Source organism: Billgrantia pellis (genome assembly GCF_008297955.1).
Lineage (GTDB): Bacteria > Pseudomonadota > Gammaproteobacteria > Pseudomonadales > Halomonadaceae > Halomonas > Halomonas pellis.
In genome coordinates, this window is record NZ_VTPY01000005.1 from 214,485 (window position 1) to 228,289 (window position 13,805).

At 64.9% G+C, this 13,805-nt stretch carries 8 protein-coding genes; 7 read left to right on the forward strand and 1 reads right to left on the reverse strand.

Translation table 11 applies throughout. From position 1 onward, the window contains the following. The first annotated feature begins 13 nt into the window (after nt 1-13). Complete coding sequence (locus F0A17_RS14225; protein ID WP_459076711.1) at nt 14-2,590, forward strand: DNA translocase FtsK; 2,577 nt, start codon at nt 14-16, stop codon at nt 2,588-2,590. Between the two features lie 134 nt (nt 2,591-2,724). Further along, nucleotides 2,725-3,354 (forward strand): outer membrane lipoprotein chaperone LolA, encoded by a 630-nt coding sequence (lolA, locus tag F0A17_RS14230; RefSeq protein WP_149329236.1) that lies wholly within the window; start codon nt 2,725-2,727, stop codon nt 3,352-3,354. Between the two features lie 59 nt (nt 3,355-3,413). Here the strand turns inward: lolA and F0A17_RS14235 are convergent, their stop codons facing one another. Beyond that, a complete protein-coding gene (locus tag F0A17_RS14235) occupies nt 3,414-4,757 on the reverse strand; it encodes a replication-associated recombination protein A (protein ID WP_149329014.1) in 1,344 nt (447 codons plus the stop codon). A 208-nt stretch (nt 4,758-4,965) separates the two neighbouring features. Between F0A17_RS14235 and F0A17_RS14240 the strand changes: the two genes are divergently transcribed. The 5 genes from F0A17_RS14240 to F0A17_RS14260 all read left to right on the forward strand — a co-directional run bounded on the left by F0A17_RS14240 (nt 4,966) and on the right by F0A17_RS14260 (nt 13,786). Continuing rightward, a complete protein-coding gene (locus tag F0A17_RS14240; protein WP_149329237.1) occupies nt 4,966-5,517 on the forward strand; it encodes a hemerythrin domain-containing protein in 552 nt (183 codons plus the stop codon). Between the two features lie 93 nt (nt 5,518-5,610). Then, nucleotides 5,611-6,387: a glutamate racemase gene (gene murI / locus F0A17_RS14245; RefSeq protein ID WP_149329015.1), complete on the forward strand. Its 777-nt coding sequence runs from the start codon at nt 5,611-5,613 to the stop codon at nt 6,385-6,387. Nucleotides 6,388-6,425: 38 nt separating this feature from the next. After that, a complete protein-coding gene (gene trmA, locus F0A17_RS14250; protein ID WP_149329016.1) occupies nt 6,426-7,535 on the forward strand; it encodes a tRNA (uridine(54)-C5)-methyltransferase TrmA in 1,110 nt (369 codons plus the stop codon). A gap of 215 nt (nt 7,536-7,750) precedes the next feature. Then, the gene (locus tag F0A17_RS14255) at nt 7,751-12,592 is read left to right on the forward strand and encodes an NAD-glutamate dehydrogenase (RefSeq protein ID WP_149329017.1); all 4,842 of its coding nucleotides are present in this window, start codon (nt 7,751-7,753) and stop codon (nt 12,590-12,592) included. A 144-nt stretch (nt 12,593-12,736) separates the two neighbouring features. Next, nucleotides 12,737-13,786, forward strand: coding sequence for a quinone-dependent dihydroorotate dehydrogenase (locus F0A17_RS14260; protein ID WP_149329018.1), 1,050 nt, complete (start codon nt 12,737-12,739; stop codon nt 13,784-13,786). Nucleotides 13,787-13,805 lie beyond the last annotated feature (19 nt).

Sequence of the window (13,805 nt, forward strand, 5' to 3'; positions counted from 1 at the left end):
CTGGCTGGCGGTGATGGATGAACTCGGCCATCGCTTCCTGCGTCTGTGGCGCTGGGCGGCAGCCCCGTTCGGGCTGGTACGCGGTCGCCACGAACCGCACTGGAACGATGACGGCATCCCGGCGGAGGAAGAGACGGCAAGCGAGCCAGTTGCTGCCGCGCCGCGCCGTCGCTGGCGCTTCTGGCGTCGTCGTGACGCTGTCGCTTCCCCACCGCGGGACCCTAGCCTGGCCGCGGAATTCGGCGATGACGGCGATACGGAGATTCCTTGGGACGTGCCCGAGCGAACACCGTCGGCGAAGCGACCCGAGGCGGCCTACAGCGCCCATCAGGCCGAGCCGAAGCCCACACGGCCAGAGGTCGCCCCACCTCGGCCGACGCCGACATCGGTGGCGCCGCCGGAGCCGAGCCTGGGGGCCGCGCGCGAGGCCGCACCTTTCGCCTCCGCCGGTGCGTTGAAGGCGAACCGCCACGATGAGCCGACCACGTCCGGCGCCATGCCGCTCCGGGCGACGGATGATGAAGAGGCCCGTACCGCGGCATCGGAAGTGGCACGCGCGGCGAGCCGGGCCGAGGCCGAAGAAACGAAGGAAAGGGGCGCTCCCGGACTGGCTTCGAGGCCAGGCGCGTCGCATGCGACCGTGGCGGGAGAGCGCGAGACGACACGGCACGAACCGGGACTTGGCGACTGGCAGCCCGCAGAGCCGGTCGATGCGCAGGAGCCTCGCCTGAGCTGGGGCGAGATCGGTGACGATTCGCGCGAGCGAGACGACGCTCGCCATGAGGCCCGGCCCGGCGCCGATGAGGGCGAGCCCCGGATGACGAAGCCGGTGGAAACGGCTGCGCCGCACGACGTCGACCAGGCCGAAGGTCTGCGTGCCTGGCATGAGATATCGGAAGCGGAACGGCTTGGCTCCGGCGAGGAAAACGTCATCGATGACGGCCCAGGCGAGCCACAGCCTGGACGATTTGCCACCGCCGAGCAGGCTCGCGCTGCGGCGGCCGAACCGAATGGTCCTGCGCTGTGGACCGTGGAGCATCTGCAGAGCCAGCGTCCCGTGCTCGATGACATGCCGGAGCCGGACGGCGAGCTGCCCAGCCTGCGCCTGCTCACGCCGCCGGAGCCGCACCAGCAGAACTATACCGAGGCACAGCTGGCCGATATGGCGGAATTGCTGGAGACCCGCCTGCGCGAGTATGGCGTCAAGGCCGAGGTGGTGCACACCTGGCCGGGACCGGTGATCACCCGCTTCGAGATCAAGCCCGCCGCCGGCGTGAAAGTGTCGAAGATCAGCAACCTGGCCAAGGACCTGGCACGCTCTCTGATGGTCAAGAGCGTGCGCGTGGTCGAAGTGATCCCGGGGCGCCCCACGGTGGGCATCGAGATTCCCAATCCGCACCGGGCGATGATCCGACTGCGTGAGGTAATCGATTCCGATCGCTACCAGCAGGAGGCCTCTGCGCTGACTCTGGCGCTGGGGCAGGACATCGGCGGTGGCCCGGTGGTCGCCAATCTGGGCAAGATGCCGCATCTGCTCGTGGCCGGCACCACCGGTTCGGGCAAGTCGGTGGGGGTCAACGCCATGCTGATCTCGATGCTGCTCAAGGCCACACCCGAGGAGCTGCGCCTGATCATGGTCGATCCCAAGATGCTGGAGCTCTCGGTCTACGACGGCATCCCGCATCTGCTGGCGCCGGTGGTGACCGACATGAAGGAGGCCGCCAACGCGCTGCGCTGGTGCGTGGCCGAAATGGAGCGTCGATACAAGCTGATGGCCGCCATGGGGGTGCGCAACATCGCCGGTTTCAACGGCAAGCTCGAAGAGGCCGAGCGCGCCGGTGCCCAGGTCGCCGATCCGCTGTGGGAGCCGCAGCCCTGGGAGATGCACGAACCGCCGCCCGTGCTGGAGAAGCTGCCCTACATCGTGGTGGTGATCGACGAGTTCGCCGATATGTTCATGATCGTCGGCAAGAAGGTCGAGGAACTCATCGCACGCTTGGCGCAAAAGGCGCGGGCGGCCGGCATTCATCTGATTCTGGCGACCCAGCGGCCCTCGGTGGACGTGGTCACCGGCCTGATCAAGGCCAACATTCCCACGCGCATGGCCTTCCAGGTGTCGTCGCGCGTCGATTCGCGCACCATTCTCGATCAGGGGGGCGCCGAGAACCTGCTGGGCCACGGCGACATGCTCTATCTGCCGGCGGGCTCGGGACTGCCCACCCGGGTCCATGGTGCCTTCGTCGATGACGACGAGGTGCATCGAGTGGTGGAGGACTGGAAGCGTCGAGGCGAGCCGGAGTACATCGAGGAGATCCTCTCGGGAGGCGTTTCGGCCGATGCCTTGACCGGACTCGAAGCCGACGCCGGTGGCGAGGGCGGCGATGCCGAGCAGGACGCGCTCTACGACGAGGCGGTGCAGTTCGTCACCGAGAGCCGTCGCGCCTCCATCTCGGCGGTGCAACGTCGCTTCAAGATTGGCTACAACCGTGCCGCACGCCTGGTGGAAGCCATGGAGGCGGCCGGCGTGGTGTCTTCCATGGGCACCAACGGGGGGCGCGAAGTGCTGGCGCCTCCCCCGGTAGGGAACTGACGACAGCGTCGGCTTCGGGCGACAACCATGCAGCAACCGTGAAAGCGCCGGCGGGAGCGCAACCTGCCGGCACGTAACGGGTCCGAAGGACAGGATCCATCCGGAACCCGCCCAGGGAGAGATAGATGAGCGTAATGAGCATAAAGAAGACCCTAGCCGCACTGGCCGTGACGATCGCCGTGCCCGTTGCCGCCTTGGCCAACGAGGGCGCCGATCGCCTGACGCGTATCCTGGAGCCGCTGGAAACCTACGAGGCACGCTTCGAGCAGCTGATCCTCAATGCCAGTGGCGAGCGCCTGCAGCAGGCCAAAGGTCGGATGTGGCTGTCGCGGCCCGGCAAGTTCCGCTGGGAAGTGGACGCGCCCTACCAGCAGGAAGTGGTTTCCGACGGTAGCGAAGTCTATCTCTACGACCCCGACCTCGAGCAGGTCACCGTGCAGGAACTGGACCAGCGTGTCACCCATACCCCGGCGCTGCTGCTTTCCGGCAGGACCGATGAACTGACCGAGAGTTACGAGGTGTCGCACCAGCAGCAGGGCGACAACGAGACTTTCCGGCTGGTGCCGAAGTCAGCCGATACCCTGTTCGAGGAGCTGCAGATGACCTTCCGCGGCCAGCGGCTCGCGGCGCTACAGATGATCGACAGCACCGGCCAGCAGACCGCCATTGAATTCAGCGACGTCCGCATGAACCAGAACATCGACGACGACCGCTTCGCCTTCGAGGTTCCCGATGGGGCCGACGTGATTCGCGACACGTACTGACCGCGCCTTCCGCTTCGTCCGGTGCCGCCTTCTGGCGGCGCTGTCGTTTCCGGTAGGCGCTACTCGTTTTCTCGCCCTTGGTCGGCCCGGACATCCAGTTCGGCGCGCCAGGCCATCAACTGGGCGTAACGCTTCTCCTGGCCGTGCTCGCTGGGTTGGTAGAAAGCCTCGTGGGGCAGGCCCTCGGGCCAGCAGTCGTGGGCGCTGCCCGCCGGATAGCCATCCGGCTCGCTATGGGCGTAGCGGTAGCCGTGACCATGGCCCAACGACTCCATCAGCTTGGTCGGGGCGTTGCGCAGGTAAGTGGGAACCTCCAGGCGCGGCTGGGCGGCCACGAATGCCTTGGCCCGCTTCCAGGCTTGGTCGATGGCATGGCTCTTGGGGGCGATGGAGAGGTGAATGGCGGCGTGGGCGATGGCGCGCTGGCCCTCATGGTCGCCCAGCCGAAGATAGGCATCCCAGGCCGCCATGACCAGGGGCAGGGCGCGCGGGTCGGCGTTACCGACATCCTCGGAGGCGATCGCCGCCAGCCGGCGAATGACGTCGAGCGGATCGCCTCCTCCCTGGATGAAACGGGCCATGTAGAGCAGGGCGGCATCCTGGCGTGACGAGCGCACCGATTTATGAATCGCCGAAAGCAGATCGTAGTAATGGTCGCCCTGCTTGTCGAAGGCGCTGGCTTGATGCCCTATCACCGCTTCCAGCGCGCTGCGGTCCAGGCGTTCACCGTCGGCCTCGGCCTGGGTGAAATCGCAGGCGGTTTCCAGCAGCCCCAGGGCGCGCCGGGCATCGCCGGCCGCAGCGCGGGCAAGCGTGGCCAGAATGTCCCACTCAACGGCGATACGACGTTCGCCGAGGCCCCGCTCACGGTCGCTCAGCGCGCGACGCATCACTTCGACCAGCTCGGCCTCCTCCAGCGACTTCAGCACATAGACCCGGGCGCGCGAAAGCAACGCCGAATTGACCTCGAAGGAGGGGTTTTCGGTGGTGGCGCCGATCAGCGTCAGCAGGCCCGATTCCACATGCGGCAGCAGGGCATCCTGCTGGCTCTTGTTGAGTCGGTGGATCTCGTCGAGAAACAGCAGGGTGGGGCGGCCCTGCGCCTGCATGGCGCGGGCCCGGTCCACGGCGGCGCGGATATCCTTGACACCCGCCATGACCGCCGAGAGCCGTTCCAGGTGGGCGCCGGACTCCTCGGCCAGAATCTCGGCCAAAGTGGTTTTCCCGGTGCCGGGTGGTCCCCAGAGGATCATCGAACGCACGGTACCGGTCTCGGCCATGCGGCGCAGGGGCTTGCCCGTGCCCACCAGGGCCTGCTGACCCACATAATCCTCCAGGCGGCGAGGCCGCATGCGATAGGCCAGCGGTGCGGAAGCGTCGGGCGCCTGGCCAAACAGATCCATGAGGATTCTCTCCTTGTGCTGCATTGCAATGCCGAAGATCGTCAATACGACCTTGGGCGATGTGCGGGATCGGATCAAAGGGTCTACGGTGGATACAGCATCCTGCCTTTCACGCCGTATCTTTGCATCGGCAAGACTGAACCTGCTTCTGTCCCGCGAATCCAACCACTATACCCGCTCATCGCATAGAGGAGGCCTCGACATGCCCATGCTGACTCAGCTGCGTCAGGATCATGCCAACATGGCGCGCATGTTGCACGTCCTTCAGCTCAAGCAAAAAGCCCTGGCAGCCGGTGAACGGCCCAACTTCCAGCTCGTTCGGGAGGTGGTCGACTACATTCTCGGCTACATGGAAGATTTTACCGTGCCACTCGAGCGCATCTGCTCACAGCGCCTCCAGGAGCTGGCGCCGGAGTGCAGGGAGCTGACCGAGCGTCTGTCCAGCGACTACCAGGCCCTGCGCAAGCGCCTGATACGCCTTTCCGACGACATCGACATGATCCTGATGGACGCCGTGATCCCGATGGATCGCTTCACCGAGGACCTCAGTGCCTATCTCATCGCACATCGCAACTATCTTCGCGATGAACGGGAACTGCTGTTCCCGCTGCTCCGCGAGCATTTCGGCGATCGCGACATGGAATGGTTGACCGACGCGCTCCCCGACGGCGCCTCGGCCAAGCTGGAGCGGCTCCAGGAAGCGTATCCCGAGCTCTACGCCGAACTGCGCGAGACCCAGGCTCCCGAAACGGCGGCATGACTGCCGGCAGATGAAGGCTTCAGGTCGCTCGGCTTGCTGTTAGAATGACGGCTTTTGCAGCAGCCGAGCGATCCTCATGAGAGCCGTTTCGTCATGCCCGGCCCGATACTGATCTTCGATTCAGGCGTCGGCGGCCTGTCGGTCGTCCCGCCGATGCGCCAGCGGTTGCCCGATGTCGCGCTGGTCTATGCCTGCGACAACGCCATGCTGCCATACGGTACGCGCCCGGACGCTTGGCTCGTCGAGCGCATCCTGGCGGTATGCGATGCCGCCGTTTCCGTCAGCGGTTGCAGCGTGCTGGTCGTGGCCTGCAATACCGCCAGCACGCTGGCCCTGGATGCGCTGCGGGCACGCCTGACGATTCCCGTGGTGGGCACCGTGCCGGCGATCAAGCCGGCCGCTGCATTGAGCCGCAGCCGGCATATCGGCTTGTTGGCGACCAGTGCCACTGTGTCGCGCCCCTATACCGATCGCTTGATCGAGGCATTCGCCGCCGGTTGCCGAGTCACCCGGGTCGCCGCTGATTCGCTGGTCAAAGAGGCCGAGCGAATGCTGGCCGGCGATGCCCCCGATCCTGACGTGATCCGTGCGGTCACCGCGCCGCTATGGCAGCATCAGGACCTCGATACCGTGGTGCTCGGCTGCACTCACTTCCCCCTTCTGAGAGAGCGGATTGCCGCCGCGGCCCCGCGCAAGATCCAGCTGGTCGATTCCAGCGATGCCATCGCCAAGCGCACGGTACAGGTATTGGACACGGCGCCCCTGCGGCATGAGAAAGACCGCAGCCTGGCGACGTCGCCCGATGCCAGGCTGGCGCGGGCAGTCTCCCCCTTTGGTTTTACCGAGCCGCAGTTGTTGACGGTCGGTTGAGCACCCGTTTCTCGCTTACGTATACGACAGGAGCCGCCGTGTCCATTCCCGTTGTCGAACCCGCTCGCTACGACGCGCAACTCGCGGCCAAGCACGAGCGAGTCGCCCATCAATTCGGACGATTTTCGCCACCGGCATTGGAGGTCTTTCCCTCACCCCCGAGCCACTATCGTCAGCGCTGCGAGTTCCGCTTGTGGCACGAGGGGGATGATCTCTACTACGCCATGTTCGAGGTCGACCCCGACGACCCGAAGAGGAAGCGAGTGATTCGCCTCGACGACTATCCGGTGGCAAGCCGGCGCATCAACGAACTGATGCCGCGATTGCGCGAGGCGTTGCTCGAGAACGATGTGCTGCGTCGCCGGCTGTTTCAGGTCGAATTCCTGACCACGCTTTCGGGCGAGGCACTGGTTACCCTGATCTATCACCGTCCGCTGGATGACGCCTGGGAGATCGAGGCGCGGCGGCTCCAGGAGCGTCTGAACGTCTGCATTATCGGCCGTTCGCGCAAGCAGCGTCTGGTGCTTGAGCGCGATCACGTCTGGGAGCGGCTGGAGGTGGACGGTCGCGCCTTCCGTTATCAGCAGGTGGAGAACAGCTTCACCCAGCCCAACGCCGAGATCAGCCGTGCCATGCTGGCCTGGGCACGAGACGTGACGCGTGGCAGCCAGGCACGCGACCTGGTCGAACTCTATTGCGGCAACGGCAACTTCACCATTGCCCTGGCCGAGAACTTTCGCCGTGTACTGGCCACCGAGATCTCGCGGACTTCGGTGGCCAGCGCGCGTGAGAACCTGGCGGCCAACGCCATCGACAACGCCGAGGTCGGGCGCATGTCGGCCGAGGAATTTGCCGCAGCGCTGCGTGGCGACAAGGGGGGGCGTCGAGTGACGGACATGACGCTCGAAGACTACGACTTTTCCACCGTGCTGGTGGATCCGCCCCGTGCCGGTCTCGACGAGGCGAGCTGCCGTCAGCTGAGCGAGTATTCGCGAATCGTCTATATTTCATGCAACCCGGATACGTTGGAGCGCAACCTGGAGACCTTGTGTCGCACCCATCGCATCGCCCGTTTCGCCCTGTTCGATCAGTTTCCCTGGACCCATCACTGCGAATGCGGGGTGCTCCTGGAGAAGAAACCCGCCTGACTCGTCGCTCGCTTCGGCCTTGGAATTCTCCACCAGGCGTGAAAAGTCAAGCGGCGAGACGTCGAGCCGCGATGCACAACCGACATGCTCCATGAGAAGGCTGGCAAGTCGATGGGGTGCAACGCGAGGCTGCAGTAAGCTTCCCGTCACGTGGCCGCGGGCCACGCCGATTCTATTCCCAGGGCCGAGATGGCCCCAGGCAGCCGAGGTGAGGGATGCAATACGAGACGATCGAAGTGGGTCGACAGGACATACTGAAACAGCTGCGCGAACGCCTGGACAGCCGACTGGAAAAGGAGCGGGCGGAAGAGGTCGAGGCGTTCGCCCGTCATTTCTATGCCACGGTGCCGCTGGAGGACCTGGTCGATCGTCGACTCGATGATCTCTACGGCGCCACCCTATCGGTATGGCACTTCATCCAGCACTTCGATCATGCCGAACCCAAGGTGAGGGTCTTCAATCCCGACTTCGAGGAGCACGGCTGGCAGTCCTCGCATACTTTCGTTGCCGTACTGCACGAGGATATGCCGTTCCTCGTCGACTCGGTGCGCATCGAGCTTAACCGGCGTGGCCTGACCGTTCATGCGATCCATAATGCTGTCCTGGCAGTGGAGCGAAATCGCAGCCACGAGCTGGTACAGGTCTGCTCGCCGCGCGATGCGCAAGCTCCGGAGAGCCGAGAGTCGCTGATTGCCATCGAGATCGATCGTCACTCCAATCCCGAGGTGTTGGGCGATATCGAGCGGTCGCTGCACGAAGTGCTGCGCGACGTACGTATCGCCGTGGGCGACTACGAGGCGATGGGCGAGCGCGTGCAGGAGGCGATCGATGAGCTCAGGGCGGGCTGCCCCGAGCCGATCGAGGCCGGCGACCACGAAGAGGCGATTTCCTTTCTCGAATGGCTGCGTCGCGACAATTTCACGTTTCTTGGCTACGACGCCTATACCGTCGAGTCCGGCCCCGATGGCGATCGACTGGCCAAGATCGAGGGCAGCGACCTCGGCGTGTTCCGCCTGGACCTGCCACGCTATCAGGAGCGCATCCGCACTGAGCTTGGTGTCGACGGCAATCGCTTCGTGCTGGTGCCGCAGTTGCTCTCCTTCGCCAAGAGCGCTCACCATGCCCGCGTGCATCGGCCGACCTACCCGGATTATATCTCCGTCGATCGCTACGACGAGCAGGGCCGGGTGATCGGCGAGCATCGTTTCCTGGGCCTGTTCACCTCCAGCCTCTACAATGATTCGCCGCGCAACATTCCGCTGCTGCGTCGGAAGCTCCGCGCGGTGATGGAAATCGCGGGCTTCAATCCCAAGGGGCACAACGGCAAGCAGCTGCTGCAGATCCTTGAGGTCTACCCGCGCGACGATCTGTTCCAGATCGACACCCAGGAGCTCGCGCGCACGGCGCTGGGCATCCTCGACATTCGCGAGCGCCGCCGGGTGCGCCTGTTCATTCGCACCGACCGCTCCGGTCGCTTCCACTCCTGCCTGGTGTTCGTACCGCGCGACGTGTTCTCGACCGATCTGCGCGTGCGCATCCAGAACCTGCTGTGCGAGGAACTGGATGCTACCTTCGGTGACTTCAACACCTACCTCTCAGAATCGATCCTGGCGCGCATCCAGTTCATCCTCCGCTTTCGCGGCGACACGCCCCGCGAGGTCGATCTCAAGCGCCTGGAAGCCAAGGTGGCCCAGCTCGCACGCAGCTGGCGCGACGAGTTGCATGAGGCGCTGGTCGAAGGCTTCGGCGAGGAGCAGGCCAATCGGCTGATGGATCGCTTCCGCGACGCCTTCCCGGCCAGCTACCGCGATGATTTCGGCTCGCGCACGGCGGTCTTCGACCTGCAGTACCTGGCCGAGCTCGACGACGGCGAGCCGCTCGCGCTGACGCTCTATCGCCTGGTCGAGGAGGAGGGCAGCGGCGTCAACCTCAAGTTGTTCCAGCGCGACCATCCGATTCCGCTCTCCGACGTCTTGCCGGTGATGGAGAACCTGGGGTTGCGCGTCATCGGCGAGCGCCCGTACGAGATCGTCACGCCCGAGTTGCGCTATTGGCTGCACGACTTCGATCTGGAGCACCACACCGCCGCCGAGGTCAGCCTGCAGCAGATGCGTGAACCTTTCATTGAGGCCTTCAAGCGTATCTGGGTGGGTGAGGCCGAGAACGACGGCTTCAATCGTCTGGTGATCGCCGCCAACCTGGACTGGCGCGAAGTCGCCATGCTGCGCGGCTATGCACGCTACTTGAAGCAGATCCGCTTCGGCATGTCCCAGGACTACATCGCCACCACCCTGACCAGCTATCCCGAGATCACCCATGAGCTGGTTACCCTGTTCCGGCTGCGCTTCGACCCGTCCAGGCGTCCCGACGCGGACGAGGTCGAGGCTTGTATGGAGCGCATCCAGCGTCACCTCGAGGGCGTGGCCAGTCTCAACGACGATCAGTTGCTGCGCCGCTTCATGGAGCTGATACAGGCCACGTTGCGTACCAATTACTTCCAGCCCGGTGACGACGGACGGCCCAAGGATTACATCGCCTACAAGCTCGATCCTCGCCAGGTTACCGGCATACCCAAGCCGCGCCCGGCCTACGAGATCTTCGTCTGCTCCCCACGCGTAGAAGGGGTGCACCTGCGCGGGGGCAAGGTGGCCCGCGGGGGCCTGCGCTGGTCCGACCGCCAGGAGGATTTCCGCACCGAGGTGCTGGGGCTGGTCAAGGCGCAGCAGGTCAAGAACGCCGTGATCGTGCCGGTGGGCGCCAAGGGCGGTTTTATCTGCAAGCGCCTGCCCGAGAGCGGCGATCGCGATGCCATCCAGCAGGAGGGCGTCGCCTGCTACAGGACTTTCATCCGCGCGCTGCTCGACGTCACCGACAACCTGGTTGCCGGGGAGGTGGTGCCGCCGCGGGACGTGGTACGGCACGACGACGATGACGTCTATCTGGTGGTGGCGGCGGACAAGGGGACCGCAACTTTCTCCGACATCGCCAACGAGATTTCCGCCGAATACGGCCATTGGCTGGGCGATGCCTTCGCCTCCGGCGGGGCCAACGGCTACGACCACAAGAAGATGGGCATCACCGCGCGCGGTGCCTGGGAATCGGTGAAACGTCACTTCCGCAATCTCGGGCTCGATACGCAGCGAGAGGAGTTTACCGTGCTCGGCATCGGCGACATGGCCGGTGACGTGTTCGGCAACGGCATGCTGCTGTCCGACAAGATTCGGCTGGTCGGCGCCTTCAACCACATGCATATCTTCGTCGACCCCAACCCCGATGCGGCCGCCACCTTCGCCGAGCGTGAGCGAATGTTCAAGCTGGCGCGCTCGAGCTGGGAGGATTTCGATGCTTCGCTGATCTCCGAGGGAGGCGGCGTGTTCAAGCGCAGCGCCAAGTCGATTCCGATCTCGCCGCAGATGCAGGAGGTGTTCGGCATCGAGGAGGAGCGCCTGTCACCCAACGACTTGATCCGCGCCATGCTCAAGTCTCATGTCGACTTGCTGTGGAACGGCGGCATCGGCACTTACGTCAAGGCCAGCGACGAGACCGACGCTCAGGTGGGTGACAAGGCCAACGATGCGCTGCGTGTCAATGGCTTCGAGCTGAACTGCCGGGTCGTCGGCGAGGGGGGCAACCTGGGCTTGACCCAGCGTGGGCGGATGGAAGCCGCTGCCAAGGGCGTGCTGGTCAACACCGACTTCATCGACAACGCCGGTGGGGTGAATTGTTCCGACCACGAGGTCAATATCAAGATCCTCGTCGATGACGTGGTCAAGCGCGGTGACATGACCGAGAAGCAGCGCAACCAACTGCTGGCGGACATGACCGAGGAGGTGGCCGACCTGGTCATCCTCGACAATTATCGCCAGACCCAGGCGCTCGACCTGTCGTTGCGGCTGTCGCGTTTCGGTATCGCGCCTTTCCGGCGCTTCATCGGCGAACTGGAGGCTGCCGGGCAGCTCGATCGCGAGCTGGAGTTCCTGCCCTCCGACGAGACGCTGCAGGAGCGGGCCAATGCCGACCAGGGCATGACCCATCCGGAACTCTCGGTGCTCATCTCCTATGCCAAGAGCGTGCTCAAGGGCGACGTGCTGGCCTCGGACGTACCCGACGACCCTTATATCCAGCAGTACGTGGAGCGGATATTTCCGCGGGTACTGGTCGAGCGTTTCCGTAACGAGATGTACGAACATCGTCTGAAGCGGGAAATCGTCACCACCCAGGTGGCCAACGATCTGGTCGATCACATGGGCATCGTCTTCGTACGCCGGCTCATCGATTCCACCGGTGCCACTCCTGCCGATATTGCCCGGGCCTATATCGTCGCCCGCGACAGCTTCCAGCTCTCCACGCTGTGGGAGCGCATCGAGTCGCTGGACAATCAGCTATCGAGCGAGGTGCAGTATTCGATGATGCTCGACCTGATGCGCCTGATTCGGCGGACCACACGCTGGTTCCTGCGTCAGCGCCTGGGACTCTCGACGCGGGACGCGATCGAGTACTTCGCACCGCGCGTCGCCCAACTGCAGGAGGGTATCGGCGAACTGCTGCGCGGCGAGGAGCGCAGCCGCTGGGAGCGCAAGCGCGACGAGCTTCTCGAGGCCGGTGTACCCGAAGAACTGGCCGCCACGGTGTCGGCTTCGGGTAGCCTGTACGGGGCGCTCGGCATCATCCAGGCGGCGCGCCAGACCGATGAGAAACCCCAGCGCGTGGCCGAGGTGTTCTTCGAGATCGGCAACCGCCTCGAGCTGCCCTGGATGATTCAGCAAGTGAGCGAGCTTCACGTGCGCGACAGTTGGCAGGCGCAGGCGCGCGAGACTTTCCGCGATGACATTGATCGCCAGCAGCTGGCGCTGACCATCAGCGTGCTCAAGACCGAGGACGGCCGCGAGGCCGATGAGCGGGTCGATAACTGGCTGGCGATGCATGCGTCGTTGCACGATCGCTGGTGCCGTCTGCTCGCCGAAGTGCATAGCGGCGGCACCCAGGCGAGCTTCCCGCTGTTTGCGGTAGCGGTACGCGAGCTGGTCGACCTAGCCGAGAGCAACGGTGAGACGTGATCGAGCGCAGGGCTGAGCGGTACGAGAAGCTTCGCGCCTGAGCGGCATCGACGAACCCCGCCACTGGCGGGGTTCGTCGTTTCCGGTTGCACTGTTATAATCCGCCCGCTTCAGTTCCGACCGACCCGAACGCCTGGAGATGCCATGTACGCGCTTGCCCGCTCGATCCTGTTTCGCCTCGATGCCGAAACCGCCCATGGGGTGGCGCTCACGGCACTGGATCTGGCGCATCGGTTGAAATTGTCGGGGCGTCTCGCCGATGCGCGGGTCGACGATCCCGTGGAGTTGATGGGGTTGCGTTTTTCCAACCGCGTGGGCCTGGCGGCAGGGCTGGACAAGAACGCCGATCACCTCGATGCGCTGGGAGCGCTCGGCTTCGGCTTCGTCGAGGTCGGTACCGTCACCCCAAGGCCACAGGACGGCAACCCCCGACCACGCCTGTTTCGTCTACCGGCGCGGGGCGCGATTATCAATCGTATGGGGTTCAATAACGCTGGCGTCGACCATCTGGTCGATCGCATCAAGGCATCGCGCTTCGACGGGGTTGTCGGCATCAATATCGGCAAGAACCTCACCACGCCGGTGGAGAACGCCGTCGACGACTACCTGGCTTGCCTGGAGCGGGTCCATGCCCACGCCGATTACGTGACGGTCAACATCTCCTCGCCCAACACCCCGGGGTTGCGCAATCTGCAGTTTGGCGAGCATCTCGATGCTCTGCTCGGAACCTTGCGTGAGGCGGGCAGCCGCCTGGACCGGGACGCGGGGCGGCGAGTGCCGCTTGCCGTCAAGATCGCCCCCGACATGAGCCCCGAGGAGGTGGGGTTGGTCGCGCGCAGCATCGAGCGCAGCGGCATCGATGCGGTGGTCGCCACCAACACCACGATATCCCGCGACGCCGTGGCTGGGCTGCCCCATGCCGACGAAGAGGGCGGGCTTTCCGGGCGGCCGGTATTCGAAGCGTCCAATGCGGTGATTCGGGCGCTGCGTCATCACCTGCCGGCGTTACCCATCATCGGCGTGGGGGGCATCGACAGCGGCGAGGCGGCAGTGGCCAAGCTTAGGGCGGGCGCCGATCTGGTGCAGCTCTACTCGGGCTTCGTCTACCGTGGGCCGGGGCTGGTCGGGGAGTGCGCCCGGGCGATCAAGGCCGCGGGCGAGAACAAGAAAGCCCGTGTCGCTGCACGGGCTTAGCTCGACTTCGTCGCCTTGT

Excerpts from the sequence above, each read along its gene's own strand:
- F0A17_RS14225 (WP_459076711.1), top strand. The coding sequence starts at position 14 with ATGGATGAACTCGGCCATCGCTTCCTGCGTCTGTGGCGCTGGGCGGCA.
- lolA (WP_149329236.1), top strand. The coding sequence starts at position 2,725 with ATGAGCATAAAGAAGACCCTAGCCGCACTGGCCGTGACGATCGCCGTG.
- F0A17_RS14235 (WP_149329014.1), bottom strand. The coding sequence starts at position 4,757 with ATGGATCTGTTTGGCCAGGCGCCCGACGCTTCCGCACCGCTGGCCTAT.
- F0A17_RS14240 (WP_149329237.1), top strand. The coding sequence starts at position 4,966 with ATGCTGACTCAGCTGCGTCAGGATCATGCCAACATGGCGCGCATGTTG.
- murI (WP_149329015.1), top strand. The coding sequence starts at position 5,611 with ATGCCCGGCCCGATACTGATCTTCGATTCAGGCGTCGGCGGCCTGTCG.
- F0A17_RS14255 (WP_149329017.1), top strand. The coding sequence starts at position 7,751 with ATGCAATACGAGACGATCGAAGTGGGTCGACAGGACATACTGAAACAG.
- F0A17_RS14260 (WP_149329018.1), top strand. The coding sequence starts at position 12,737 with ATGTACGCGCTTGCCCGCTCGATCCTGTTTCGCCTCGATGCCGAAACC.